The 26,943-nt window shown below is 50.1% G+C and carries 25 protein-coding genes and 3 pseudogenes; 14 read left to right on the top strand and 14 right to left on the bottom strand.

Annotated features, from left to right (window positions below; genetic code table 11):
- Window positions 1-9: 9 nt before the first annotated feature.
- The gene (locus MUG06_RS17950; protein WP_243079510.1) at window positions 10-411 is read right to left on the bottom strand and encodes a VOC family protein; all 402 of its coding nucleotides are present in this window, start codon (window positions 409-411) and stop codon (window positions 10-12) included.
- Between the two features lie 333 nt (window positions 412-744).
- Here MUG06_RS17950 and MUG06_RS17945 point away from each other — a divergent pair, with 333 nt between their 5' ends.
- The 3 genes and pseudogenes from MUG06_RS17945 (at window position 745) to arsC (ending at window position 2,022) form a co-directional block, all read left to right on the top strand.
- Window positions 745-1,098 carry a metalloregulator ArsR/SmtB family transcription factor gene (locus tag MUG06_RS17945; protein WP_243079509.1) on the top strand — a complete coding sequence of 118 codons (354 nt, stop codon included), beginning with the start codon at window positions 745-747 and terminating at the stop codon, window positions 1,096-1,098.
- 139 nt (window positions 1,099-1,237) lie between these two features.
- A pseudogene (locus MUG06_RS17940) lies at window positions 1,238-1,544 on the top strand (ArsB/NhaD family transporter); the annotation flags it as partial.
- 49 nt (window positions 1,545-1,593) lie between these two features.
- Window positions 1,594-2,022 (top strand): glutaredoxin-dependent arsenate reductase, encoded by a 429-nt coding sequence (gene arsC, locus MUG06_RS17935; RefSeq protein ID WP_243079508.1) that lies wholly within the window; start codon window positions 1,594-1,596, stop codon window positions 2,020-2,022.
- A gap of 62 nt (window positions 2,023-2,084) precedes the next feature.
- Here the strand turns inward: arsC and MUG06_RS17930 are convergent.
- The 6 genes and pseudogenes from MUG06_RS17930 to MUG06_RS17905 form a co-directional block, all read right to left on the bottom strand.
- Window positions 2,085-2,267 (bottom strand): annotated as a pseudogene (locus tag MUG06_RS17930) (arsenical resistance protein ArsH); the annotation flags it as partial.
- An 84-nt stretch (window positions 2,268-2,351) separates the two neighbouring features.
- On the bottom strand, window positions 2,352-3,734 hold the full coding sequence (locus tag MUG06_RS17925) for a carbohydrate porin (RefSeq protein WP_243079507.1): 1,383 nt from the start codon (window positions 3,732-3,734) through the stop codon (window positions 2,352-2,354).
- Between the two features lie 162 nt (window positions 3,735-3,896).
- Entirely contained in the window at window positions 3,897-4,199 is a 303-nt protein-coding gene (locus tag MUG06_RS17920; protein ID WP_215844764.1) for a PTS lactose/cellobiose transporter subunit IIA, read from the bottom strand.
- A 5-nt stretch (window positions 4,200-4,204) separates the two neighbouring features.
- Window positions 4,205-5,596, bottom strand: coding sequence for a glycoside hydrolase family 1 protein (locus tag MUG06_RS17915; RefSeq protein ID WP_243079506.1), 1,392 nt, complete (start codon window positions 5,594-5,596; stop codon window positions 4,205-4,207).
- 20 nt (window positions 5,597-5,616) lie between these two features.
- Entirely contained in the window at window positions 5,617-6,945 is a 1,329-nt protein-coding gene (locus MUG06_RS17910; protein ID WP_215844765.1) for a PTS sugar transporter subunit IIC, read from the bottom strand.
- Between the two features lie 12 nt (window positions 6,946-6,957).
- A complete protein-coding gene (locus tag MUG06_RS17905) occupies window positions 6,958-7,272 on the bottom strand; it encodes a PTS sugar transporter subunit IIB (protein WP_243079505.1) in 315 nt (104 codons plus the stop codon).
- 292 nt (window positions 7,273-7,564) lie between these two features.
- On the opposite strand from MUG06_RS17905, the gene MUG06_RS17900 reads away from it, so the two are divergent.
- Window positions 7,565-8,509 carry a LacI family DNA-binding transcriptional regulator gene (locus MUG06_RS17900; RefSeq protein ID WP_243079504.1) on the top strand — a complete coding sequence of 315 codons (945 nt, stop codon included), beginning with the start codon at window positions 7,565-7,567 and terminating at the stop codon, window positions 8,507-8,509.
- A 5-nt stretch (window positions 8,510-8,514) separates the two neighbouring features.
- Here MUG06_RS17900 and MUG06_RS17895 read toward each other — a convergent pair whose 3' ends face one another.
- A complete protein-coding gene (locus MUG06_RS17895; RefSeq protein ID WP_243079503.1) occupies window positions 8,515-9,189 on the bottom strand; it encodes a GntR family transcriptional regulator in 675 nt (224 codons plus the stop codon).
- 115 nt (window positions 9,190-9,304) lie between these two features.
- Here MUG06_RS17895 and MUG06_RS17890 point away from each other — a divergent pair, with 115 nt between their 5' ends.
- From MUG06_RS17890 to MUG06_RS17875, 4 genes are read left to right on the top strand one after another with little or no spacing between them, the layout of a single operon-like run.
- On the top strand, window positions 9,305-9,985 hold the full coding sequence (locus MUG06_RS17890) for a DUF2848 domain-containing protein (protein ID WP_243079502.1): 681 nt from the start codon (window positions 9,305-9,307) through the stop codon (window positions 9,983-9,985).
- Between the two features lie 11 nt (window positions 9,986-9,996).
- Complete coding sequence (locus tag MUG06_RS17885) at window positions 9,997-11,340, top strand: amidase (RefSeq protein WP_243079501.1); 1,344 nt, start codon at window positions 9,997-9,999, stop codon at window positions 11,338-11,340.
- A gap of 2 nt (window positions 11,341-11,342) precedes the next feature.
- A complete protein-coding gene (locus MUG06_RS17880) occupies window positions 11,343-11,978 on the top strand; it encodes a DUF4286 family protein (RefSeq protein WP_243079500.1) in 636 nt (211 codons plus the stop codon).
- On the top strand, window positions 11,971-13,284 hold the full coding sequence (locus MUG06_RS17875; protein ID WP_243079499.1) for an MFS transporter: 1,314 nt from the start codon (window positions 11,971-11,973) through the stop codon (window positions 13,282-13,284). Before MUG06_RS17880 ends, MUG06_RS17875 begins: the two co-directional genes overlap by 8 nt.
- 100 nt (window positions 13,285-13,384) lie before the next feature.
- Here MUG06_RS17875 and MUG06_RS17870 read toward each other — a convergent pair whose 3' ends face one another.
- The 3 genes from MUG06_RS17870 to MUG06_RS17860 are packed head-to-tail and all read right to left on the bottom strand — an operon-like array spanning window position 13,385 to window position 15,968.
- Window positions 13,385-14,179, bottom strand: a complete 795-nt coding sequence (locus MUG06_RS17870) for an ABC transporter ATP-binding protein (protein ID WP_243079498.1) — start codon at window positions 14,177-14,179, stop codon at window positions 13,385-13,387.
- Window positions 14,176-14,940: an ABC transporter permease gene (locus tag MUG06_RS17865; RefSeq protein ID WP_243079497.1), complete on the bottom strand. Its 765-nt coding sequence runs from the start codon at window positions 14,938-14,940 to the stop codon at window positions 14,176-14,178. Before MUG06_RS17865 ends, MUG06_RS17870 begins: the two co-directional genes overlap by 4 nt.
- Before the next feature lie 11 nt (window positions 14,941-14,951).
- A complete protein-coding gene (locus MUG06_RS17860) occupies window positions 14,952-15,968 on the bottom strand; it encodes an ABC transporter substrate-binding protein (protein ID WP_243079496.1) in 1,017 nt (338 codons plus the stop codon).
- 268 nt (window positions 15,969-16,236) lie between these two features.
- On the opposite strand from MUG06_RS17860, the pseudogene MUG06_RS17855 reads away from it, so the two are divergent.
- From MUG06_RS17855 to MUG06_RS17845, 3 genes and pseudogenes are all read left to right on the top strand, one after another.
- Window positions 16,237-16,446, top strand: a pseudogene (locus MUG06_RS17855) (TetR/AcrR family transcriptional regulator); the annotation flags it as partial.
- A gap of 168 nt (window positions 16,447-16,614) precedes the next feature.
- Window positions 16,615-17,295 carry a type 1 glutamine amidotransferase domain-containing protein gene (locus MUG06_RS17850; RefSeq protein ID WP_243079495.1) on the top strand — a complete coding sequence of 227 codons (681 nt, stop codon included), beginning with the start codon at window positions 16,615-16,617 and terminating at the stop codon, window positions 17,293-17,295.
- 191 nt (window positions 17,296-17,486) lie between these two features.
- Window positions 17,487-18,242: an alpha/beta hydrolase gene (locus MUG06_RS17845; RefSeq protein WP_215844769.1), complete on the top strand. Its 756-nt coding sequence runs from the start codon at window positions 17,487-17,489 to the stop codon at window positions 18,240-18,242.
- A gap of 75 nt (window positions 18,243-18,317) precedes the next feature.
- Here the strand turns inward: MUG06_RS17845 and MUG06_RS17840 are convergent, their stop codons facing one another.
- The gene (locus MUG06_RS17840) at window positions 18,318-19,235 is read right to left on the bottom strand and encodes a LysR family transcriptional regulator (protein ID WP_215844770.1); all 918 of its coding nucleotides are present in this window, start codon (window positions 19,233-19,235) and stop codon (window positions 18,318-18,320) included.
- Between the two features lie 114 nt (window positions 19,236-19,349).
- Here MUG06_RS17840 and MUG06_RS17835 point away from each other — a divergent pair, with 114 nt between their 5' ends.
- The 3 genes from MUG06_RS17835 (at window position 19,350) to MUG06_RS17825 (ending at window position 23,347) form a co-directional block, all read left to right on the top strand.
- Entirely contained in the window at window positions 19,350-20,507 is a 1,158-nt protein-coding gene (locus MUG06_RS17835; protein WP_243079494.1) for a M20 family metallopeptidase, read from the top strand.
- Window positions 20,495-21,892, top strand: coding sequence for a Na+/H+ antiporter NhaC family protein (locus tag MUG06_RS17830; RefSeq protein ID WP_243079493.1), 1,398 nt, complete (start codon window positions 20,495-20,497; stop codon window positions 21,890-21,892). Before MUG06_RS17835 ends, MUG06_RS17830 begins: the two co-directional genes overlap by 13 nt.
- Window positions 21,893-22,333: 441 nt before the next feature.
- Window positions 22,334-23,347, top strand: a complete 1,014-nt coding sequence (locus MUG06_RS17825; protein WP_243079673.1) for a DUF481 domain-containing protein — start codon at window positions 22,334-22,336, stop codon at window positions 23,345-23,347.
- Window positions 23,348-23,468: 121 nt separating this feature from the next.
- Here the strand turns inward: MUG06_RS17825 and MUG06_RS17820 are convergent, their stop codons facing one another.
- Window positions 23,469-25,535, bottom strand: a complete 2,067-nt coding sequence (locus MUG06_RS17820; RefSeq protein WP_243079492.1) for an FUSC family protein — start codon at window positions 25,533-25,535, stop codon at window positions 23,469-23,471.
- An 875-nt stretch (window positions 25,536-26,410) separates the two neighbouring features.
- On the bottom strand, window positions 26,411-26,812 hold the full coding sequence (locus MUG06_RS17815) for a DUF4174 domain-containing protein (RefSeq protein ID WP_243079491.1): 402 nt from the start codon (window positions 26,810-26,812) through the stop codon (window positions 26,411-26,413).
- Between the last annotated feature and the right edge of the window lie 131 nt (window positions 26,813-26,943).

Raw genomic sequence — 26,943 nt, 5'->3', positions numbered from 1 at the left:
TAAAGAGGTTTAGTTTTGCTTGTTCTGGTAGAGATCCCAGCGATTGCCGTACAGGTCTTCAAATACAACGACTAAACCGTACTCCTCTTCACGAGGCTCCTGGCAAAATTTAACCCCTTTTGATTTCATAGCATTGTAGTCACGCCAGAAGTTATCAGTCTGGAGAAACAGGAATACCCGCCCACCACACTGATTGCCGATAAAGCCTTCCTGCCTCTCGTTTGAGGCGCGAGCCAGAAGAATATTGCAGTCGCTTTCCGGGTCTGGTGTCACCACAACCCAGCGTTTACCTGGCTGCGGCGTATCCTCAATAAGGGTAAAGCCCAGCTTGTCCGTGTAATATTCAATCGCTCGATCGTAATCATCAACTACTACGGCCACATAACCTATGCATCGCTTCTGCGTTCTCATTTTCTGCTCCGTCAGGTTTCAGGCATAACTGCCCGGATAATCCTTTTATCACAAACGAACCGCACTCATCGTCTGGATTGCTCCAAAGTGCCCACATCCGATTCTGGCACGAAGCAGATGTATACAGAATTACGGTCCGCTATGAGCAAAAGCGGACGTTAGATATTAAAAAGTGAATACAGCCCTTCGTAAAACTGCACAGGCTTAACATCCGTTTATGCTTCCAAAAGAATAAACTCTGTACAGATTTTTATATGCGAATTAGTGCATGTGTTGTTGACTGAATGTTTGCAAGAGGCAACACTGGTTTTAATCTTGGACTCAGGAATGACCATGCCGCAACTTCTGCCCCTGCAACTTTTCAAAAATCTCTCTGACGAAACCCGGCTCAACCTGGTGCTGTTACTGCGCGAAAAAGGTGAGCTTTGCGTCTGCGAACTCTCATTCACGCTGAATGAATCACAACCCAAAATTTCTCGTCACCTTGCTCTGCTTAGGGAAAGCGGACTGCTTATCGACAGGCGAGACGGCAAATGGATCCATTACCGTTTGTCTCCGCATATGCCAGCCTGGGCAGCAGCAGTGATTGAACAGGCTTACCTGTGCCAACGGGATGACATCCTTAAGCTCAGCAAGCAGGCTGAACGCGATAACGCAACCACCAACGGCAAGCCTGTCTGCATTTAAAAAATTCGTCCTTACATATTCGTTTTTTTGAATGTGTTATGCGTGGGCTAATTATCAGCGCGTTTTAACGGATGGTTATATTTAAAAAGGAGAATGTATGTTTCTGGCGCTAGGCTTCAGCCCCGGCACCACGCTGGAGTTTGTGACGGCGTCACTCTCTTCGGTGATGAACAACATGCCCACCGTGCTGGTTGGCGCGCTTTCGATTGATGGCAGCACCGCTCAAGGCGTGGTGAAGGAGGCGATGGTATACGCCAACATCATCGGCTGCGATCTCAGCCCGAAAATCACGCCCATAGGCAGCCTCGCCACTCTGTTGTGGCTGCACGTTGGCGCAGAAAAACATTACCGTCAGCTGGTGCTACTACTTCCGCGTGGGCTTCGTGATGACCCTGCCGGTGCTTTTTGTGACGCTGGCCGCGCTGGCTCTGCGCCTGTCTGTTTAACTTAACTCAGAAGGCAGCCTCTGCGCAGCGCCTTAACGGAGAACCGCTTATGACTGACATTACCCTTTACCACAACCCAGCCTGCGGGACGTCCCGTAATACCCTGGCGCTGATCCGCAACAGCGGTGCCGAGCCAGCAGTGATCCTTTATCTGGAGATGCCACCGTCGCGTGACGAGCTGAAAAAGCTGATTGCGGACATGGGCATCAGCGTGCGCGCTCTGCTGAGAAAAAATACGGAGCCGTATGAGCAGCTCGGGCTGGCAGAAGACCGGTTCAGCGATGACGAGCTACTGGACGCCATGCTGGCTCATCCGATCCTTATTAATCGCCCGGTGGTGGTGACGCCGCTCGGCACGAAGCTCTGTCGTCCGTCCGAAGCGGTTCTCGACATTCTGCCAGATCCGCAGCAGGGAGCGTTTACCAAAGAGGACGGAGAATTGGTCATTGATGATCACGGTAACCGCGTCAGCCACTGACCTTTCATCAGGCTGCAAGTTAAACGTGTGTGAAAAACAAAAGCCGGCATCTGTCGGCTTTTTTATATGCTGCGCTGGCTGACCCGCTTTGTGAGCTGCGCGGCACTCTCTTTCCTCTCGTTGTAGCGGTCGGTCAGGTAGTCAATGCGCCCACGCGTCAGTAGGGCGAACTTCATCAGTTCCTCCATCACGTCCACAATGCGGTCGTAATACGGTGAAGGTATCATACAACCATCCTCATCGAACCGTTTCTCCGGTATCTGGTTGGAATACTCTTTAGAAAGTGCAGGCAGCGACATCTCAGATGCTGCCCGTCTCCTATACCTTGATTAGAACCAGGCTTCCCACATCGCACCGACGTTCAACGAGTCGAGTTGTGTATCGTCATCGCTGCCATTCACGCGCGCCGTGCGTTTGTTATCCACTTCGCCGCCGGTGACGTAGAACCGCAACATTGGGCGGAATTCTGGTCCCATCGCAATCGAAATGTTTTGCGATAGCGTCAGCTTCCAGCCATGGTTATCACCACCCATATCGTAATCAACGCGCTGATAACCCGCTTCCAGCCAGGTGGAGTGAACATCATTCCACCAGTACATCGGACGAACAATGGCACCGTAGTTTTTGCGATTATCGGTGTTATCAGCATCATTGTCGTAATCATGGAAGGCGAGGAGATATTCAACTTGTGCCTGTTGAGTGAACTTATAATTACCCTCGAAGCTGGCATAAATCGTTTTTAATTCATCGGTTTTGCTGTAAACGCTGTTATCAGAGTTGTCAGAGTAGCGGGCGATCACTTTGTTAACGCCTTTATCGCCGGTGTGGCTCAATACAAAAGCGCCTTGCCAGGCTTTACTGCGCTCTTCGCTCTCAACGGCTTTTGAGTCAAATCCGTAGTTTGCGTAAATCTCCAAATCCAGCGGGCCAACCTTCATACCGTGAATTTTTGAGGTCAACGCATAATTACCTTTGTCGCCCGTTCCCGAGCCGCCGGTACAAGTAATGCGTGAGGGATTCGCTTCATCATCCATCACTTCCGGGCTACAAGATTCAACGGCAGCGACAGCGGCGACGTCAAACTTCACGCCACCAATATCAAAGTCTTTGACGCCAGCACCTTGGCCATCATGATTCATCCAAAAATAGTCGTTGATGCCTTGCTGTGGTCGTTGATGAAAGTCGCGGCCCGCCCAAAGATAAGCATTAGGATTGGAGGCGAGAATATTGGTCACACCAGCATAGGCTTTTTTAAGGTTCACCTCATCGCCCCAGTGATCGATCATGACGTTAACGTCCCAAATCGCGCCGTTATCGCCTTTAAACGTTTTGGAAAGTTGAAATTCACCGCCGTTACCTTCATTGCCCAAACGACCAATAGCAGAAGCACCATTGTATGAGCCATCTACACCCACGTATTTCTGATCGCCACTCTGGAAGTGCGCGCCGTAACGGGCGTAGCCGGTAAATTTCACCCCAAAAGGGATCGCCATATCGGGGGATTGTGCTGTGCTTTGTGGCTCGTTGATAACGTCAGCTTGTTTGTTCACGGCCGCATCAATTTTTGCCTGCCGTTCCGTAAGCGCTTTATCGACCGCTTTTGCCACGATGGCGTCAATTTGTTCCTGAGTAAATTCTTGTGCAAACACAGATCCAGAGCAAAGCGAAGCCATAACCAGCAGCGAGGCTGGAAGCTTTTTATTTGTTTTCATTGTTGTCTCAATATAGTCAGTTATTTTCAGACAATAACGTTCTCGCTGAACGCGGCACAATAGTGTGCCGTCGCTCAGGAGAGCGGTTTTATTTTTTATTTACAGAGGTAGGTCTTATTTAAGATTGAATTCTGTTTATTACTCCAACTCGTTAATAATAATTTAACGCTGATAAAGATGAATAATCTCAGCAGAAAGTTCACGCGCTAACATCGACGTCATTAAGTGATCCTGAGCATGCACCATAATTAACGTCATCGGCTGCTTCGCTTCGCCGGCATCCTGCTCGATTAATTTGGTTTGCATTTTGTGTGCCTGACGCGCGAAAGTATCCGACTCTTTAAGCAGCTTGTGCGCTTCATCAATACTGCCCTGACGCGCAGCCTGCAAGGCCTCGAAGCACAAACTGCGTGACTGTCCTGAGTTCACGATGATTTCCATCACCGCCTCTTCTAAATCAACCATTCTCTTTACTCCTGCTCATTGAAGCCATTATTTGCTGACGTCGCGGCAAACCATTCACCGCTCTTTTTCACCGTGCGCTGCTGAGTACTTAAATCGAGCTGCACAAAGCCGTAGCGATTTTTATAACCGTTGCACCATGACCAGTTATCAATAAAAGTCCACATGTGATAACCAAGACAGTTGGCGCCTTCGCTTATTCCTTTGTGCAACCATTTAAGATGCTCGGCAATAAATTCAATACGGTATTGGTCGTTTATTATTCCTTCTTGCACAAACCGCTGCTCATTTTCAACGCCCATACCATTTTCAGAAATAAAACAGCGGGGATTACCGTAGTTAATCCGTAAATTAGTCAGAATGTCATATATGCCAGGTTCATAAATTTCCCAGCCACGATAGGGGTTCATTTTCCGGCCCGGCATTTCGTAATTTTCAAAAAACCATTCAGGCATAAACGGGGCGGCGGGATTTACCGCACTGTCACGGCATTTTACCCGACGGGGTTGGTAGTAATTCACGCCCAGCAGGTCAATTTTACCTTCTGCAATTAACGCATGATCGCCCGGAAGCGTGACAGGAAGTTGATCGTACTGACGGAGCAGTGCGACCAGGTCGGCAGGATATTCACCGCGCAAGACCGGATCGAGAAAGCTGCGGTTGAATAACAGATCAGCGTGATGGGCCGCGGTGATATCGGCCGGATGCTGAGAACGGGGATAAGAGGGTGTCAGGTTCAGAACGATGCCAATTTCGCCGTTGTAATGCCCAGCTCGATAGGCCCGCACGGCCAACGCATGAGCCAATACCGTGTGATAGGCCACCGTTGCCGCACGTTTAAAGTCGACCACATTGGGATAGTGGAAGTCGTAAAGATAACCCCCTTCAACCGGGACAATTGGCTCATTAAAGGTGAACCAATGCATCACCCGATCACCAAAAAGGTCAAAACAGATTTGTGCATAACGGCTGAATGCAGCGACAACTTCTCGGTTTTCCCATCCCCCTTTTTCCTGCATCACCATCGGCATATCGAAGTGAAAAAGGGTAATGAAAGGTTTTATGCCTTGTGCCAGCAACGCATCAATAACGTTATTGTAAAATGTGACCGCTTCTGGGTTCACTTCACCGCTGCCGTCCGGGATTAAGCGAGACCAGCTCAGCGAGGTACGAAAGCTGTTGTGATTAAGCTGCTGCAACAACGCAATATCTTGCTGCCAATTTTGATGAAAAGTTGAGGTCTCTGCCGGACCGATGTTTTGATGAAAGCGCCAGGGCTGCTGTCCATACCATGCATCCCAGATGGTGGCACTTTTGCCGCCCGCCAGGCTGTCGCCTTCAGTCTGTAACGCAGAGCTGGCGCTGCCCCACCAAAAATTTTCAGGAAATGCGTATTTCATAACGATCTTCTCCAGACTCATCAATTCGTGCCGACGGTTTCAGCAATCGGGCCACTGTTTTGCGCTTTCTGCTCTTCGGTTTTCATCAGTGAACGTTCGTAAGCACGCAGGAAAGGCAGGTACATCAGGGCTGACATCACCATGCAAATCAGGCACATCACTACCGGGCTGATCGCCCAGTTTGCCGCCCACGAAGCGCCTATTGGTGCTGGCGTTGTCCATGGCGTGAGCGAAACGACTTGCGCCAGCCAGCCCAGCTTGGTCGCGGTGTAGGCCAGCACGGCGTTGATCATCGGGACACAGACGAACGGGATAAACAGCATCGGATTCATGATGATCGGCGCGCCGAACAGGATCGGTTCATTGATGTTGAAGAAGCTTGGCACGATGCCCATTTTGCCGATAGTTCGGAGATGAGTGGCGCGGCTGCGCAGTAACAGGAAAGCCAGTGGCAGAGTGGATCCCACACCGCCAATCAGCAGAAAGTGATCCCAGAAGCCTTGCAAATAGATGTGCGGCAGTACGCTTCCCGCGGCCAAAGCCGCCTGGTTAGCGGATAAATTAGCCATCCAGAAGGGATTCATGATGCCAGTGACGATCAACGCACCGTGAATACCGGCGAACCAGAATATCTGACACAGCAGCACAGAGAGCAGAATAGCGGGCAGGGAATCTGAGGCAGAAACCAGCGGCTCCAGCAGGTGCATGATGGCCTGCGGAATAATCATGCCGGTTTTTGCTTCAATGAATAAGTTAAGCGGATGCAGCGTACCAATAATCACCACGACAGGGATCAGGATCTCAAACGAACGGGCAACACCGGTCGGCACCTCTTTGGGTAAACGAATGGTGATGTTGTTTTGCTTGAGCCAGGCGTAGATGCGTGTCGAGTAAATGGAGGTGATCAGCGCGGTAAAAATCCCTTGCCCGGAAAGATATTGTGTGGAAATCGTGCCGTCAGAATAGGGCGCGGCCACCAGCAAGAATGCCATAAATGCCAGTAAGCCCGACATCACCGGATCGAGCGAAAATTGCCGACCCAGACTCGCGCCGATCCCAACCGAGATAAAAAACGTCATCACGCCCATGCTTAAATTAAACGGCAGCATCAACTGTTCGCGATAGGTGGTGGAAAAATCGAGCCAGGCACGGGCAAAGCCGTTGGTGGTGGTTTCGGAGAAAGGTGGGAAGATAAAAACCAGCATGAAGGAGCCGATAATCATAAACGGCAGCGCAGCAGTAAAGCCATCGCGGATCGCAATGACATACTTCTGTTGCCCAAGACGACCCGCTAACGGTGTGATTGATTGCTCAATGACCGCAATCATAGATTGATATAACGAACTCATAAGCGCACCTATTTAGTTAGCCGCTTCAATGAGCGACAGAGCATAATCAAGGACCTTGTCACCGCGTTGCATACCGTAGTCCATCATGTCGATAGGCTGAACGGGAATGCCTTGGGTGGCCGCTTTTTCTGACAGGGTTTTCAGCATGTATTTCACTTGCGGCCCGAGTAGCACAACCTGATAACGCGGGAATTGTTCATCAAATTCCGCGATGCCAAAGGCATTAATTTCAACTGCTAAGCCTCTTTCTGCAGCCACTTCTGTCATTTTTCGCACCAGCATGCTGGTGGACATGCCTGCCGAGCAACACAACATTATTTTGTACATCACCATCCCATCCTCAACGTTTTACGCGTTAGTGTGGCGATGATTGGATATCATATGGAAACCGGTTTCCATAGATTGAAGTGAGAACTGTGATACTTATCAATATCTGAGTTTTAAGGGGTTTCTTTATACGATTTACGTCACAAATTTTCTGCTGTATTGGATAGAAGAAGTATCCAAATGGAAAATCGGTTTCCATGATAAATGGAAATGGCTATACTTTCTGCGGTGAATAAATGCGCTAACGTTTGCATTCATATTTTAAGGTATACGCAGGTTTCAGGGGAGAAAGATGTCTACTATCAACGATGTATCGCGTTTGGCTGGGGTGTCAAAAGCCACAGTCTCACGGGTGTTGAGTGGTTCACGCGGCGTGAAAGAAGCCAGTCGTCTTGCCGTGTTGAAAGCTGCCGATGAATTGAAATATCGTCCCAACGTGATTGCACAATCCCTGTTCAGTCAGACCACTCACTGCATCGGCGTTATTTGCGCGCAGGAAAATATCAACCAGACAACCGCCTATCTTTACGCGCTGGAAAAGCAGTTAAGCCAGCATCAAAAACATCTTTTGTTGCGCTTCGCCAATAGCAAAACAGAAATCATGAATGCGTTGGATGAACTCAGTTGCGGGCTGTGCGATGACGTGCTGATTATAGGCGCACGCTTTCCGCTGAATATTGATGATGAAAACGTGGTTCTGGTGGATTGTGTTGAGTCAGAAGGGCCAAACAGCATTCAGTTTGATCACGCTTTTGCGGCGGAAACGGCCTGTAATTATCTGATCAACCAAGGTAAGCGCCAAATTGCGCTGATCCATCCTGAAGCGGGCGGCTCTGCCGAGCAGGTATTATTGGGCTACAAGCTGGCGCTGGAAAAGAATTTCCTGCCGTTTAATCGCAATCTGGTCATTATGGATCCGGTCTCCTCCTCCGTAGCCATTCAAATGCTGCTGAACAATGCCAGTACCCTGAATTTCAACGCGCTGCTGGTGGCCAACGAACAAGAAGCGCAGAACGTGATTTCACAGTTGCAGGCGTTCAATAAATCCGTGCCTGCCGACATCATGGTGTTCAGTTTGGCCGGCTCGGTAAATCTGCCGGGTATTCCCGCCATTGAATATTCAATGGATGCGATGGCATCACGCATCGTTAACTGGCTGACGACCAAAACGCACGATATGTTGGGATCTGCTGTACTGCGAGGACATTTAATCCTTCCGGATATGCGTAAGCGTTAAGAAAATCAACTGACAAGCAATGCTTGTTTGAAAGACAAAATATGAATCCGTGACGCTTCCTCTGCACCCTCGGCGTCACCCGCTTCCAGTGCACGAATGATATTTTCGTGTTCATCAATGACTTCCTGCATATGCGCCGCGCTGGATAACGTGGTGGCCCAAAAGCGCTGCGCCTGGGCGTGAATGACGCTGAGAATGTCGGAGAGACGGCTGTTGTCAGCGATGGTCGCCAATAAAAGATGAAACTGACAATCCAAGAGCATCATCTGCTCTTTATTCTTCGCCTGGCTGGCTGAAGCAATATGACCATTAAGCGCACGCAAAGCGGCGATATGTAATGGATTGACTTTATGACTGGCTAAACGCATGCAAAGCGCTTCATTCACCAGTCGCACCTCGATCAACTCCAATGCATCATCAATAGAGAGCGGTGAAACCATCACGCCCTTGCGTGGAATAATCTGTAATAAGCCTTCCGTCGCCAGGCGGTGAATAGCTTGATTGATCGGCGTTCTCCCCATCGCCAAATCTTCCATTACCTCAGCAGTATTAAGATACTCGCCCGGCTTGTAGCGCAGCGTAATAAGTTCATGCTTGAACGCCTGATAGGCTTGTTCATTTAGCGAAACATGTTTAGGTCTGGCCTGGCGGGTACGGTTTTCTGCAATCGAATCACTCATCACATTCTTCCTTATTTTGGCTGCTCCGACATCTTACACAAAAACCTGGCATGAAAATGGCTTAGTTAACATTACAGTGAAATTTCACAAGCATTTCTGAGACGAGGAGCATTTCATGCACTTAACGTTCAAAACAGGCGACGCACAAGGCGTTGAGTTAACTGTTGAGATTACGCAGTTAGTGATTGCGGGATGGGTAGGGCGCGATAAAGAGGCCGTATTGCACCATATAAGGGAATTAGAAGCGCTTGGCGTGCCCCCTCCAGGTGCAGTGCCGCTGTTTTATCGTGTTGCGACTAATCAGCTCAGCCAGTATCAGCAGCTTGAAGTGGTGGGAGAAGAAACGTCAGGTGAAGCGGAACCTTTCATCTTCTTTCATCGCGGTGAATTCTGGGTATCACTGATTTCCGATCACACCGATCGTCATCTGGAAACCTTCAGTGTGGCGTTATCCAAACAAGCCTGCATTAAACCCGTCGCCAGCCAAGCCTGGCGAATGAGTGAACTTGAAGATCACTGGGACGAGCTGATACTGCGCTCCTGGATCAAAGAGCAGGGCGAATGGGTGAGCTATCAGCAAGGTTCGCTGGCGTCGTTATTAACGCCGATGGATCTAGTGGCGCGCTACCTGGCAGGCCAACCGGTAAAAGAAGGGTTTGCGATGTCATGCGGCACGCTAAGTGCAATAGGCGGTATTCGTCCCTCCAGTGAGTTTCGCATGGCGTTACACGATCCAGTAACAGGCCGCACGTTGGAACATCAATACCTGACTGGCCTGTTGCCAGTTGTTGCGTGATGAGGTGTGAAATGACGACATTATGGCAAGCCAGCCAGCAGATTCATTCAGCAGAAGCACACCCGGAAAGCTTTACCGAGGCAGCGTTATCTGCTGCTTCCGACATCAATGGAGAAGGTAAACGTGTTTTCCTTAGCCTTTACGCTGAACAGGCTTTATTGACGTCGCAGCAGGCGGGAGCGCGTTGGTTAGCCGGCAAGCCCAAGAGCGCCATTGACGGTTTACCTGTCAGCATCAAGGACTTGTTTGATGTGGCGAATGAAGCGACTACCGCAGGATCAAACCTCCTTGCGTCGGCTCAACCTGCTCAGCAGAACGCCACTATTGTGAACCGGCTGATTCAGGCGGGTGCGGCAATAGTCGGCAAAACCAATATGACCGAGTTCGCTTATTCAGGCCTTGGCATTAATCCTCATTATGGCACGCCAGCTAACCCATGGCGCCGCGATGAAAAACGGATTCCCGGTGGCTCATCTTCGGGGGCAGCGGTAGCCGTGAGTGATGGAATGTGTCTCGCCGCCGTTGGAACCGATACCGGGGGGTCGGTGCGTATTCCCGCTGCACTTTGTGGGCTGACCGGTTTTAAACCCAGCGCCAGGCGTATTGATCAAACCGGCACATTACCGTTATCCACCTCGCTCGACAGCATCGGCGTGATAGCCCATGACGTGCGCAGCTGCTGGTTACTCGACGCGGTCATCGCTGATGCTCCCTTGACGTTATCCGAGTGTGACTTAACGCAGGCGCGCTTTGCCATTCCTCAGACCCGCGTGCTTGATGGCCTGGATGAAAATGTCAGCCACGCCTGGATGAATGCGCTGGAACGCTTGCGTACTGCTGGCGCCACGCTGGTGGAACTCCCACTGGAAGCGCTAGCCGAGCTGGAAAGCATGAATGCCCGTGGAGGCATCACCGCTTATGAATCCTGGCAATGGCACCAGCAAGGCGCGCAGTCCAACCCTGAGGCTTACGATCCTCAGGTATTAACCCGTTTACAGCGTGGCAGTTTGCTCACCGATCAAGATGCAGAAGCGCTTTATCAGCAGCGTGCAGCCTGGAAGAACAAAGTTGAAGCTGAACTCACAGGTTTCGACGGCATGCTGATGCCAACCGTGCCACGTGTTGCGCCAACCCTCGCTGAACTCGATAACTCCGCTGTTTATATGCAGATCAATGCGCTGATGCTGCGCAATCCCAGCATCATCAACATGCTTGATGGCTGCGCCATTTCTTTACCTTGCCATCAAGCCGATACGGCACCTGTTGGCCTGATGTTGGCATCCACACAGGGAAAAGACGCGCAGTTATTGAGTTGGGCTTTAGCCATTGAAATCATTCTGATAAGGGGAAACTGAACATGAAATCAACCCACGGCATGCTGTTTGTCGCCACGAACATTGCACCGGAAGATGAAGCCGATTTTAACCAATGGTATGACCAGGAACATGTTGAAGAGCGAGTGGCGATCAGCGGTTTTTTAAGCGGAACGCGCTATCAGGCTGTGGATGCAGATCGTAAATACCTCGGCCTGTACGAAACCGATTCGCTAGAGGCGTTTACCAGTGCAGATTACCACGCAGCCTTTACCCGCCAGACAGAGTGGTCGGTGAAAAATCTGCAGAAAATGGTTAATCCAATGCGACGCGTTTGTGCTGTCAGCCATAAACAGGGCAAAGGCAGCGGGAATCATCTGGCGGTGTTGACGCTGAATGAAACCGCGGATATCGGCGTATTACCCGCCTGGCAGGAAAAGATTCATCAAACGCCGGGTTATATCGCTTCGTACCTGTTAACGCCGTATACCGCGCTGAGCTCGCCTTTGCCGCGTGAAACTAATGAAAATCGTGCCATGCGCCCAATGCTGATCATCAGTAGCAGCGATCCCGCCTGTTGTGAGCAACTTGCTCGCGCCGCCGCAGCGATGCTGAGTGCCGAGATTCAACTCTATTCATTGGGCTGGCAGTTGACAAAACAGGAGCTAACGAATGGCTAATATCGATTCGACTCTTCCGCAGGCGGATCGCGGATCCTCCTCCAAAACCAAAACGGGTCGCCTTGCGGCGGCCAGTTCAATAGGAACCGCGCTCGAGTGGTATGACTTCACGGTCTATAACATTATGGCGGCGCTGGTTTTCAACCATGTTTTCTTTCCCAGCTTCGATCCGCTGGTGGGCACCATTTTGGCGTTTTCCACCTATGCGGTCGGCTATGTTTCGCGTCCGGTAGGCGGTTTTATCTTTGGCCATCTTGGCGATGTAGCAGGACGTAAAGCGGTCTTGATTACCACGCTGGTGATCATGGGCGTGACCACCGCGTTAATGGGATTGTTACCCGGCTACGCGAGTTGGGGCATCTGGAGCCCGGTTCTGCTGGTGGCGCTGCGTTTTATTCAGGGAATCGCCTTGGGTGGCGAATGGGCAGGCGCGGTGTTGCTCTCTATGGAACATGGTGAGGCTAACAAACGGGGACGCAATGCTTCTTTTGCTCAAGTTGGGCCTTCTTGCGGGACGTTAATCGGCACCGGATTTATCACGTTGGTGACGTTGGCGCTCAGCGTTGATCAGTTCCAGGCGTGGGGCTGGCGTATTCCTTTCTTGTTGAGTCTTCTGCTGGTGATGTTTGGACTGTGGCTGCGTCGCGGTGTTGAGGAAACACCCACCTTTGTTGCCATGCAGGCTGCGGAAAAAACCACGCACACGCCGCTGAAAGAGGTCTTCAAAAGTTATCCGCGCCAGCTACTGATTGCCGGTGGATCACGTATCGGCTCCGACGTTCTCTACGCCTTGGTCGTGGTGTTTACCCTGACTTACGTGACAACGGTATTGAACTTGCCACGTCCGCTGGCATTAATGGCCACGATGCTCGGCGCCATAGGTAACGCTATCACCGTGCCGATGTTTGGTGCGTTATCCGATCGGCTCGGCAGGCGTCCCGTTTATATAGTCGGTGCATTGCTGGCGATTATCTGGTCATTCGTCTTCTTTGAATTGCTCGACAGTTCGCAACCGGTGCTGATTGTGATTGCCGTTATTGTGGGTTTGCTCATCCACGCAATCATGTATGGCCCACAGGCAGCCTTTGTCACCGAACAGTTCCCGACTCACGTTCGCTATGCTGGCTCGTCGCTGGCTTACACCCTGGCGGGTATTATCGGCGGTGGATTTGCGCCGCTGATCATTACAACGTTATTCAAAGAAATGGGAAGTACGCTGTGGGTTTCGCTGTACGTCTCTCTGGCGTTAGCCATCACGCTTGTTGCTTTATGGTGCGCCAAAGAAACGGCGCATAAGCCGCTATAAAAAAAGGTATTTTGGCGAGGGATCGCCAAATACCTTCAACATAACCTGTAAGCAACCGATCGCCTGAGCGTATGTTGCGTGCGCTGGTGAGTTTCATGCGTTAACTGCCCGCTGAGACAGCCGCCATTTCGCGTTTAAATACCGCCAGCGTATGTGCTTTTACCCGAATAAATTCGGGATGGCTCATCATCTCTGCTGTGCGGGGACGCGGCAATGCAAACGGAACGATCTCTGCTACGCGCGTAGGCCGTCGGGTTAATAGCAATATTTCATCTGCCAGAAACACCGCATCTTCCAAATCATGCGAGACAATCAGCATGGTAACGCCAGTAGCCAGTTGTACCTGCTGCAGTTTGTCGCGGATAAACAGGGTCATTTCAAAATCCAGCGCTGAGAAAGGCTCATCTAAAAACATCACTTCAGGTTTCGTCGCCAATGCACGCATGATGCAGACCGTTTGTTGTTGTCCGCCCGACAGCTCATAAGGATAGCGCTGTAGATCGAAGCGGATATCAAACATTTCTGACAGTTCTGCCACCCGCTTTTTCACCGCATCCACTTTCATGCCACTGCGTTTCAACGGATAAGCGATGTTGTTCCAGGCTGTTAACCAGGGAAATAGCGCATCACGATAGTTTTGAAAAACGTAACCGATGGCTGTTTCCGCCAGTGTTTTCCCGTCGAACAGAATCTGTCCGCGATCTACCGGTATCAATCCGGCAATCATGTTCATCAGTGTCGATTTTCCGCAGCCGTTTGGGCCAAAAATTGACACAATCTTTCCTTTAGGAAAATCGAGGTTGAGATTATGGTACAGAGGTTGTCCGGCGAAGTTTTTGTCCAGTCCACGAATCGTGACATGGGTATTTGGCTGAGGATAAAGAGGATTTTTCATGCTTTGCCACTCCAGTGTACGCAACGCTTCTCAATAAGCAGGAAAGCCAGATTCAGTAGATAACCAAACGCACCCGTGATCAGGATCGAAGCGTACATATCCAGGATGTTGAATAACTGCTGAGCATCAATGATGCGATGTCCGAGACCCGTTTCGGAGCCGATAAACATCTCAGCAACGATGACAATCACTAATGCCATTGAGACGCCGGTGCGCAAGCCGACAAAAGTCTGCGGCAGACTTTCCATCAGCATAATGTCTTTGAACACATGCCAGCGTGAAACACCCATAACCTGCGCCGCCATGATGCGCGTCTTCTTAGCATTCATCACGCCATACGCGCTGTTAAACAGGATGACCAGCACCGCAGCAAAGGCTGCGATAGCAATTTTATTGGTATCGGTAATACCAAAAATCAACATAAACAAGGGGATTAAAGCCGAAGAGGGCGTGGATCGAAAAAAATCCACCAGAAACTCAACGCTGCGATAGAGGCGTTCGCTGCTACCGAGCATCACGCCTAACGGCACGCCAATAACGGCAGCCACTACAAACGCCATCAGCGTGCGGTATAACGTATCGCCAATATCTTGATTCATACTGCCGTCGGCCAGTGCGCTAAAAAGATAGCGCAGCGTATCACCGGGTGAAGGCAGTAAAACCGGGTTGAGCCATTTAGCGCTGACCGCCGTCTGCCACAACAGGAATAACAGTAGCGGACCAACCAGCGGGAGTAACTTATGACGCCAGGTCTGAATCATCTTACCTCTCCTTAAGCCCGATAAATCAATGATTCCACTTGCAGCGGCTTGCTGAAAATTTTTCGCTCGGTAAAGACGTCATAAAATTTCTGAAACCACTGTAAGTTTTCGCCGGTAAGTTGGTCATACATGACAAAGCCGGGCAGCGGAACTTCCTTCACAAGTGCGGCTTCAATGCCGGTATAACCGGCGACAAAGTGGCGAGCCTCGTCAGGATGTTGCTGAATAAACGTTACCGCCTCGCCATAAGCGTCAATAACCTGTTTTGCCCGCGCTTTATCGGCATTAATAAAGCTGCTGGTCAAAGCCGCTGCGCCGCCAAACCACGGTGCGCTGGCATCCCCCAACACATATTTAGAAATGACGCCGGTTTCAAGAACCTTGCCGATTCCCTTCATGCGGGCAACCGTGCCGGTGGGTTCGAGCGTATAGACGCCGTCGATCTGACCCGCCGCTAACGAAGGGGCATGTTGACCTACAGGAAGCTCAATAATTTTGGTATCGGTAAAACCATTTTTCTCCAGAATGATCTTCGCCATCGTGACATTTTGGATGCCGGGGCCACTGGCTATGCGCTTCCCTTTTAAATCGGCAATCGACTTAGCCGTGCTAGTGACAGGCACCAGAAACTCATCTAACACCATTTTTTCATTGGAGGGATTTGAGCAGATAATTTTGAACAGATCCGGGCTGGTGATGGCGCCTAAGCCGAGTGCTCCCGTTGCGGTTCCATTCGCGCAGCCATGGATGCGTCCTGTAATCATGGCTTCAACGACCTGCTGCGGACTGGCAAATTTTACAGCGCGGACATTTAATCCAGCCTGCTTGAAAAAGCCTTTTTCAATACCGGTGTATAAAGGCAAGCCGCCGACAATAGGCCAGTACCCGATTAATATTTCATCATCCGCCGCCATTGCAGGTTGGCTTCCCAACATGCCGCTGAGCGCAACACCTCCCAAAGCCAGCATTGAATATTTCATCATCTGGCGACGCTTAGCATCGATATTCTCTTTATCATTCCTGCGCAAGATTCATTCTCCTAAGTCATCGATCGTTATGCGATCTTGTATACAAGCCTGGAAAGCTGATGCAGGAGTTATGCCAGCTTGGACATTACGCGGAAGCCGTGACAGGAAATTTTTTCGGGGTTTAAAGCGCGTTATTGGTGCATAACACGCACCATTGACGGACATAGCCAAGAGAGGTTTTGCCGATTTGAGGCCACCAAGAGAGACCGTTAAAAAATAAATGAAAAGATTAGTAGACGACTGGTCTAATTGAGGCTAAGGTTAGTCCATGAACAAAACGCTGTCACTGAATAATAGCGGTACGCGGCAGGGCATTCTTGATGCAGGACACCGCATCATGGCCGCAAAAGGGTTTTCCGCGGTTGGACTGAATGAGATCCTGACAGCTGCATCTGTGCCCAAAGGTTCTTTTTATAACGACTTCAGTTCTAAAGACGCTTTTGGTGAAGCGCTGCTGGACGACTACTTTGCTGATTATCGGCTATGACGGTAACACAGCGCCTGCTTAATCAGACTGCCTGAGCAGACGCAACGTAAGAAAACGCCTTATCGGCGTTTTTTTGAAAGAACTTCCAAGACGACCGGTCTACTTTAAAAGTGACCTTAAAAATTAAATTAATCCCAAAAATCCATCAGGAGATACACCATGAAAGTATTAATCGTACTGACCTCGCACGACGTACTCGGCAACACTGGTCGTAAAACCGGTTTCTGGCTGGAAGAACTGGCCGCTCCTTACTACGCATTCAAAAGTGCCGGTGCTGAAATCACTCTGGCTTCCCCAAAAGGAGGTAATCCGCCCTTAGATCCAAAAAGCAATGAACCCGATTTCCAGACTGAGCAAACGCATCGCTTTGAAGCAGACGCAGAAGCGATGGCCCAACTCGCGTCAACCGTCCGTTTAGACAGCGTTTCGCAATCTGATTTCGACACCGTTTTTTATCCTGGTGGCCACGGCCCATTATGGGACCTTGCTGAAGATAAAGACTCTGTCGCGCTGATTGAGTCATTCGTGGCGGCAAACAAACCTGTTGCGTTCGTATGTCATGCACCAGGCGTACTTCGCCATGTGAAAACGTCAGCCGGCAAGCCGCTGGTAGAAGGTAAAAAAGTCACTGGATTTACCAATACCGAGGAAGAAGCGGTAGGCCTGACAAATGTGGTGCCGTTCCTGGTTGAAGATGAGCTTATTGCTAAAGGCGGCATTTATTCCAAGGGTGAAGACTGGAGTTCTTATGTTGTCCGCGATGGTCTGCTGATTACTGGACAGAATCCAACCTCCTCACAAGCGACAGCAGAACTGCTTATCAAACAGTTTACGCAGTAATTCGCATCACTTTGGTGGTGGCAGGCCGGTGGGCCTGTCAGTACCTCGAAGCCCGGACGTAGAGACCAAAAAGTGGGTTAGCCGTTTAATCCAACAAGCATTCTGATTCATAAGCGATGATGCCGATGTCAGCATCGGAAACCGGCCTGTCATTCGCGGCCATTTTTATACTCTGATGAGAAAATAAAACCATGATGAAGAAAACATTAAGCGCACTGGCGCTGAGCCTGGCTATGTCTGTATCAGCACAAAGTGCAATGGCTGAACCGGTAAAAAACATTGTTTTGGTGCACGGTGCCTTTGCTGACGGCTCAGGTTGGGGACCTGTCGCAAGTGCGCTTGATAAAGCAGGCTATAAGGTTTCGATTGTACAAGAGCCGCAAACGTCTTTGGCTGATGATGTGGCCGCGACACGACGCATTTTGGCTCAACAGAAAGGGAGATCGCTGCTGGTTGGGCACAGTTATGGCGGTATGATTATCAGCGATGCGGGCAATGATCCCTCGGTTGCCGGGTTGGTTTATATCGCCGCTTTCCAGCCAGACGCGGGAGAGAGCTTACTGAGCCTTGCCAGCAAGATCCCTTCAGCGAATAAATCCATTGTTGAAACGCCCGATCACTATCTCTACCTTAAGCCGGAAAGATTCCAGGCTGATTTTGCCGCTGACTTACCCAAAAAAGAGACGGATATGATGGCACGATCTCAGGTGATGCCTGCGGCAGCGGCCTTCGGGACACCTGCTGGCAAGCCAGCCTGGCAAACTAAACCGAGCTGGGCGATTGTGGCTACTCAAGACCGTACTATTAATCCTGAACTGGAGCGATACATGGCTAAGCGTGCCCACAGCGATACTGTAGAAATTAAAGGCAGCCATGCTATTTTTGCCTCACAGCCGGATAAAGTTGCGGCAGTGATTGAGCGTGCAGCGCAAAGTTTGACGCAATAAATGCAACTTCACAGGCTGTAATCTGATACGCCAGCCGCGCTCTATTTTGCGTGCTGGCTTATTTCGACAGGGTAGTTATGAGCCTGCCGCCTCGTTAAAGAAATTACACAAAAGCTGCCAAAAATATTGCGCCGCGGGCGTCAGACGATGATCCGCGCTGCGCAGCAGATGACACTGGCTTTCACGTGCAATGCGATGATCAATGGGGATTGCAATCAGCTCACCTTGCAGTAACGGCGTTTGCACAGCTTGCGCAGTCATAAACGCAATGCCTAATCCCGCCTTGCTCAAAGCAATCGCGCTGGAAAAGAGATTACAACTGTAGGAGGGCGTGAAAATGACGCTTTCACTTTTGAAGATGGCGTTGATGTAGCGTTGCAGGCCAAAGCTCTCATTCATAGCGATTAAGCGATGTTGAGCGAGTTCGGTAACACTCACCTGAGACAAGCGGGCAATCGGATGTTCCCGCTGCACAATGGCGCAGATGGGGCCACGATTTATGCTCAGGCACTTCAAGCCCGGCGGGCCGGTTGGGCCAAAACCCACAGCCATATCCACTTCACCTTTGGCGATCAGCATCACTGTGCTCTGCATATCACCGGAAAGCATATTCACGAACACGCCAGGATAGGCGGCAGAGAACGCTTTCAATACATGGTTAACGACATCGTCTACCATGCCTTGCCCAATACGCACGGTAATCGAACCGCCGCGCATGTGCCGTAAATCCTGCAACTGACGTTCAAGCTGCTTTCGACGCTGGTTCGTTTTTGCAAAATCCTCTGCCAGCAATTTGCCAGCTTCGGTCAACACTACGTTACGTCCGCGCCTTTCAAGCAGCGGCAGCTGCAAGTTGCGCTCAAGTAATGAAAGTTGGCGGCTGACCACCGACGGATTAATGCCCAACGCATCCGCTGCCCGACGTATCCCGCCATGCACACCCACTTCATATAAATAGCTTATGGATTTTTCTGGATATGTCGATAAGGTCATATTTTTAGCTTATCTGTTGCTCTCAGGGCAACAATATTAGCATTCACTCCTCATTTTTTAACGTGTTCATTTCTGCGCATACTGCCAGTGACGTTTAAGACAGATGGGTAAAAAATGAAAAATATAAAAGAGTATTTGCAGCAACACGCCGACGAGATTCTGGGAGATATTAAAAAACTGGTTTTGGCCGAGTCGCCTTCGTTGGATAAAACCGCAGTGGACAGTTGTGGTGAAGTGCTGCAGAGCATTTTTCAGCAACGTCTGGGGATAACCGCAGACGTTGAGCATCAGGATCAGCTGGGTAATCACCTCAAATTCACGTTGGGCAGCGAAGGACCACAAACCACCGTTCTTGGCCATTTCGATACCGTGTGGGATATCGGTGAGCTGCCGCTGCGTGAAGAGGATGGCAAACTTTACGGCCCTGGCATCCTGGATATGAAATCGGGCCTGATTCAGGCGATCTGGGCAGTACGTGCATTAGCGCAACGGGATCTTATTAAAGATCAGCGCATTGTTTTCCTCTGTAACAGTGACGAGGAGATCGGCAGCGTAAGTTCCAGCGACTGGATTGCACGCCATGCGCAGGGTTCAGCACAGGTGCTGGTGGTGGAACCGGCGGTAGCGGGCAGCGGCGCGCTGAAAATTGCGCGTAAGGGTACCGGACGTTACGACGTCACGATAAATGGCTTAGCGGCGCACGCAGGTAACAACCCGGAAGAGGGTATCAGTGCTGTTCAGGAGATGGCGCAGCAAATTCTATTCTTGCATGGACTCAACGCCCCGGAACGCGGCACCACGGTAAATGTGGGTATTGCCAGCGGTGGCAACCGTATCAATGTCGTGGCGGATAAAGCGGTGCTGGGCATCGACACGCGCGTCACCCATGCAGAAGAAGCACAACGTATCCATCAGGCAATCATGCAGATCACGCCGTTTACCCCAGGTATTACGTTACAGGTCAGCGGAGAGCAGTCGCGCCCGCCTATGCAACAGACGCCTGCGTCGCTGAAAATGCTGGAGCGTGCACAGCGCGTGGCGCAAGCACTTGGTTTTAGCGTTGAGGGCAAGGCGGTTGGCGGCGGCAGCGACGGTAATTTCACCGCGGCGATGGGTTTACCGACGCTGGATGGATTAGGCGCAACCGGCGCAGGTATTCATGCGCGTCATGAACATATTCTGATTGCTAACGTTGCGAGTCGTGCAGCGCTGGTGGCGGGTATGATCCTCGGTGACGCGCTGCCTGAGGGAGAAACGCCATGTCACAAGTAAACGTTCATAAGGAAACCGCGCAGGCGCCAGTGCCATCCAGCGGGCAAAGCCCTTATCTTCTGCTGTTTATCATCCTTGTCATCGCGGCAGTGGCAACCTGGTTGATCCCCGCGGGAAAATTCGATTTTGTTACGCGTGATGGCATTAAATTTGCGGTCAGAGACAGCCTGCATGCGGTACCGCAAACCGGTGTTTATCCGCTTGAAATCTTTATGGCGATTGCCAAAGGTATGGTCAAGTCCTCTTCGATCATCTTTCTAATCCTGTTCACCGGCGGTGTGCTTGCTGTTGTGGAAGCGACGGGATCCATTGCCACCGCGCTCAACTCACTGTCGCGCAGCACGCGGTTAAGCGATACGCGCATCGTACTGATCTTTGCCGTCATCTTTGCTCTGTTGGGCACCACTGGCGTGGTGGTCAATGCCGTGGTCGCCTTTGTACCCATCGGCCTGCTTGTCGCCCGATCCATGGGCTTACCCCCAATTTTAGGCGCATCACTGGTTTATCTGACCTGCGCGGCGGGCTTCAACGTGGCGATTTTGAATCCGGGCACCACCGGGTTAACGCAGCACCTGGCTCAGCTTCCGCTGTTTTCAGGCATGTTGCTGCGCAGCCTGACTTTCCTGATGTTTATCATCACGGCAGTGGTTTATCTGATTTGGTCAGTGCGTCGAGCACGTAAGCAAGGCCATTTGCGTCCCGATCTGACGGCAACCAATGAACCTGTTGAAGCGGTTACAGGACGTCATAAACTGATTCTCGGAACGACCGCGCTGGCGTTGATCCTGTTTATCGCGGGCACCATCCAGTTTCATTGGGGAACTGATGAGATGTCTGCCATGTTTATTCTGCTCTCGATTGTGGTTGGGCTGATTGGGCACATGTCCGGCTCTGAAATTGCTAACACCTTTTTGAGCGGCTGTTCAAAGCTAGTGAAAGGGGCATTTATTGTCGGTATGGCTTCCTCAATCTCGCTGGTGTTGCAGCAGGGCAACGTGCTTGACCCAATTGTTGGCTTCTTGTCAGATTTATTGGCACCCATCCCGCCCTCTATCGCAGCGGTGGGTATGTTTGTCAGCGCCGCTGTCATGCACTTCGGTATCTCATCCGGTTCCGGTGAATCGGCGCTTTTGATACCGATTTTCTCTCCACTGGGCGATAACCTTGGACTGACGCGCCAGGTCATGGTGCAAACGGTGTTACTGGGTGAAGGCATTGTGAACTGCATGACTCCCACCTCCGGGGTATTAATGGCTGTGCTGGCGACCGCCAATGTTCCCTTTGGTAAATGGCTGCGCTTTGTCGCGCCAGTGATCGCTGTGTGGTTCGTCATCTGCGTCGTGATGCTGCTGATTGGCGTAGCGATTAAGTGGGGACCGTTCTGATAGCGTTAAGGTAATCAGCAAACAGGCCCGCCAGGCATTAGCCTGCGGGCTTAATTTCATATTGATACGGCTAAAATGGATAACATATAGCTTTCCTTATCCGCACAAAAAATCATCTTTCCGCACCTGTTTCTCTGTTGATCGTTCAGTTCATCACTCTCTGACTCATTTCAAGCTTTTCGCCTTGCTTGCTATTCGTATTTCTCTCGAAACGCGCCGTGGTGCTTCCTTCTCTACGCAATTCATGCGCAGAGAATGTAGGTTGCACAGCGGAAAGTTTGCGCAGGCGCAATGTTACGATTAGTATTCAAAATCAATCAGTTAAAATGACATCAAGCGGATGTGGTTGAGACGTTTTTACAGTCTGCACACTTTTTCATAAGACCTTGCCAGCGCGTTGGCATGATTTAACGATTAAGGAAGGATATGCCTTGCGTTGTGATGAAGAGCAAACCCGTTCTGTCCAGTATTTCAATGCTGCTGGCTGGCTACATCAGCACGGCGCAGGCCGACACCGTCTGGCTGAACAATGGGGATCGTTTAACGGGCACGGTGCGCTATCTGAGCGACGGCAAACTCGGACTTGAAACGACCTACGCAGGCACGATTACGGTTAACTGGAATGATGTCAGCACGCTGGCTAGCGGCAATCCTTTTTTAGTCGAAAATAAGCGAACGGGCGAAAATTATCAGGTCAGGTTATCTTCCTCCGATCCCGGCTATGTGTGGGTTGAAAGAAGTGAGCGAGAAGAAAAAGTGTCGGTGAAGCGCATCGATGAATTCATGAAAGCCAAGGTAAGAACCGATGCGCTCTCCTGGACCGGAAACATTGACGCCGGCGTTAACTTGAAAAAAGCGTCTACCCATAATGATGACTATAACTTTTCTGTTAACTCTAAGGTTTCGCAGGGCAAGTGGCGACACAATATGGGCGCGACCTACAATCGTGAAAAAGAAAATACAACGGTTAACACCCATAATTACAGCCTGCGCTATGCCTTTGATTACATTATGCGCGAGCAGTATTTCTGGCAAAGTCGAATGACCTATAAGCGGGATTGGGTTGAAGATTTAGCGCGACAGTCTTTGATTGGTACCGGGCCAGGTTATCAGTTGTGGGATACTGAGTTGAGCCGATTTTCATTGTCATTCCTGGCGGGGGGGTTTGGTTATGGCTACAGCGACGGTAGTAATGATGAACATTTGGGAGCGTCGGTTCGGTGGGATTATGAGCGCTCTCTTCTGGGGAAATCACTGACGCTCTATAGCAACGGCGACGTCGGCCATTCACTTGATGAAGACGAGATATTTACGCTTGATGCTGAAGTCGGCCTACGTTACACCTTAACGTCATGGTCTTCTCTGCATATTGGCTATCACCACAATCTTGTCAGCGGAACGCGAGATACGTTGAATGAAAGGATCTTTTCAACCGGCTTGGGGATTAAATGGTAGGCCGCGCGCGTGCTTGTCGTGAGTGCGAAGAATAGCAAGATGCTGGCGAGTGAAGCCATGAATCCAGTGCCGATCCTGTAAAGTTGCATTGTTGTTCTGATTAAACACCCCATCTCTTGCCTCAGATGGATTCCAGTAATCGCGAATTATCGGGCCATATTTTCCCGGGAAATAGCTGAAGCCGGATACTAAACAGATAAAACAGCGGCATGAAGACGGCTTCGTCGTTCTCAGCGTGGAATTCCAGATGGATGAGGAGATAGTCCAACTCATCCAGTAGATCCTGATGTGGCGTGGTCTGCAATACCTTCATTTTCCGGGTCAGGTACAAACTGATCTCATGAAACATTTGAGCGCTGTCTAACTGATACTGAAGCAATATCTCTCGATGTCGGGCGTAATAGTCGTAGCAGCTGACGCCTAACCACACTTCCTTAATCAGATTACCTGACGATACCAATTTAGGATGGGGATCGAGGCGTAAACGCGGAAGAATGAAATTCACTTTGTCCAAGGTGCCGGCAATAAAATGGTGACGTGCGAGAAGTGAAGACCCATTTCGTTCTGTTTCTTTAACAAATCTCAGCAGGTCACGCAGGCCTGTGTGCAATGCACGTAGCGCACTCCATGAGGGGCGTTTGTTACGGATAAGTGCCGTGATGACAACTGTAAACAGCAGGCCGACCATGGAAGAGATCGCTGTGTTAATAACAGCAACGACATCCGGGGCAAAATGATGACTCATTCCAATAAAACCTGGAATTTGAGTGGCTGCACTGAGCCCCATCATATTTGACGAGGGCCGGGCGATCGCCAGTCCAAGCGCGAAAAGGCCAGGCGTCAGGCAAAGATACAGCGCCTCTAAGGTCACGGTCTGAGGGATAAGAAGCGCAATATATAAAATGCTGATCGCTAAGGCGATAAGCACACCCCGAACAAACTGTTTCATGGAATTAACGGGCGTATCTGCAGTTGCAAAAAAAGATGAAAGGATCGCCGCCATCATCGGGGCTGTTGCACCGCTGGCCCAGCCGGTAGCCATCCAAAACAGACAGGCTCCAAATGTGGCAAGAAAAGCGGTGGTTGCCGACAGCATTAACATGCCTTGATCAATATGGCGGTGAGTCTGTGCAGTGCGGCCTGCGGGAACGCTTTCGGAAAGATTACTTACTCGCGCGCTGATGCTGTGGTAAGCCCCGGCAATACGCACAAAATCGGCCAGACGTTCCAGAAGCCCCGTCAAGAGTAGGCACTCCTCGGTAGAGAATGCACCCCTTCGCCAGTTGTCTTTAAGTTGTGTTTGGGCGATAGCAAATGTGTCTTCGACGACGGCAACAGAATGGGCATTATTACTGTCATTTAGCCAGAGTAAAAATTGTTTTAATGCCCGCGCAGCGGGTTCAGGAACAGCGGCATTCAGAAGCGATAACCGCTGCAGTCGCACTTCAATGGCCGTTAGCGTTGGAATGAGGTAAGAGAGATGCTGATACTGCACATTGATCAAGCGTGTGACTTTGCGCGCTGCCTCGCCCTCATAAACGCAGTGAGTGATTAGCGTTTCTACCTGCTGGGGAAGCGCTGCCATGCGGATAAGAATCTCTTCCCGCTCGGTTGATCTGTTGCTATGCATCTCTGTCAGGAGATCTCTGCACAGCTGACTACCACTCTGGTACCAGCCACTGACACTTTGTGTCAGTAGGCTCTTCATTGAAACCGGAAAGATCAGACGGTGGACTAAACTACTGCACACGATCCCTAAAGTAATTTCTTCAATACGAGAAATTACCGTTTCGCTGATTGTTAAGGGATGAGTAACGCCTGGAAATCCCATAATAGCTGCGCTGTAGCCTGCCAACATGAACACATAACTTTTTGGTGTACGATCATGTAAAGATAAATAGAGGCAAAAGCTCACCCAAAGTGAGACACACAGGCTGAAAAGCAGTGGCGTTTGCACCGTAAGCGGGTAGATCAAAAAGATAAATATACCGCCAAGCAATGTCCCCAGCAGGCGAAATACTGATTTAGATAGGGTTGAAGCAGCATAGAGTTGTGAGGATACATAGACTGTAGTCAGTGCCCAGGCTGGTTTGTCTAAATTAAGTTCAAGGGCAATGTAAAGTGCGATGAAAGCGGCCAGGCAAGTTTTAACGGAAAAAAGCACTGCGTTTTTAGAAAACCACTGCATTTTAAAAATGATACCGGTAACAAACTGAGTTACACCTATGGTGCCAGAACGGTTGCAATGCGCCTGAGGATTAATAATTCAGAATGTTTCATAATTAAAATAGTTATTCCCGCACAGTGATTGAACCCATCGGTAATTATCCACGCTTTCTGAATACATTTTAAAGCGGTAACTGCAAACAGGTTTACGCGTCTGCAAGATGAATATCTAAATCATCGTGACCAGTTAGGTTCACAAATCGTTGAGCTATGTGTAAGTAATAAATGATATTTTTATTATTTTTGGATATGCGCACTGCATTATCTAAACAGTAATCTACAGGAAAAGGTCTATTCGCACTCAATAAACCTCTCTATAAAACACGCGTTCACTACGTTAACGCATTTCCCTGAGTACTATGAGACAAAAACTGGATAAGGAATTGCATTAACACTGTAAACATGACGGATTGTGGTAAAGCCATCATTGCTTTGCTGAGCATGGCAATACCATAAAAATTTTCGTACAGCTTCAGGTGTCATCCGCCAGCACTGATGCTCAATTCAGCGACTAAACCCAAAAAAGGTAAAAATGGCAATGGGCATCAACCCCGGTTTTTAATCTCTCTCGTTGCCATGCTGAGCGAATCTTTTAACCGGCACTTTCACAAAGGATTACGCGATTGTGGCCCAGGTTTTTTAATGATCATCACGCATCTCACAAAAAACTTTCCTGAGCCGCGTTGAATAACGCTTTTTTTCAGGGGATTAAACAGTCGACAGACGTCTGTAAGCACGGGTGGCCTGCTCATTTATGCTGAAAGGACGATGTTTTGTTTAAGCCAGGCCACAACCTTCGCAATGTTCTGGCTGGGTGAACCTGCTTCGTGTGGCACATCAGTCCAGATTGGCTTTACGCATCGGCATTCTGTCAATGGTGGAGAGCAAATCCTCTGAACTTATCGGTTTTGTTTCCCGTATTTTCATACCGCCATCTTTGCCAATAAGCACAACTTCAAACCCGGCGGGTTTTAGTTGAGCGCGTAGGTGTCCTTTTGAGGCAGGGGAAGTATCGCTCAGTACGATAATATCGCGATCGGCTAGCTCAGCCTTGCTCTTTTCCAGCATCGCCATTTGGTGAACATAATTCAGATCTGTCTCCGAAGGGGCAAAGATCACAACGGGCCGATAATGCCACTGATACTGATTCAGACTGGTGGTTTCAGGCATTAAAGTACGAAACAGAGTGATGTCAGCCGCCTGAGAAGCCGTGCACAACAGCAGAAATAATGTGGCCATGAGTTGGCATGAAGTCCGAAGAATGCCACGCCGGAAGTGACGATAAGGGTGGGAAGGGGCCGATAAGAATAATTTGATGCGCCGCATTGCGTTTCTCTCCCAGCCTGAACAAGCCGTTTATTAAGATGACG

It is taken from the genome of Pantoea sp. MQR6 (genome assembly GCF_022761075.1).
Classification (GTDB): domain Bacteria; phylum Pseudomonadota; class Gammaproteobacteria; order Enterobacterales; family Enterobacteriaceae; genus Pantoea; species Pantoea phytostimulans.
This window is presented reverse-complemented; position numbering and strand designations above follow the sequence as displayed.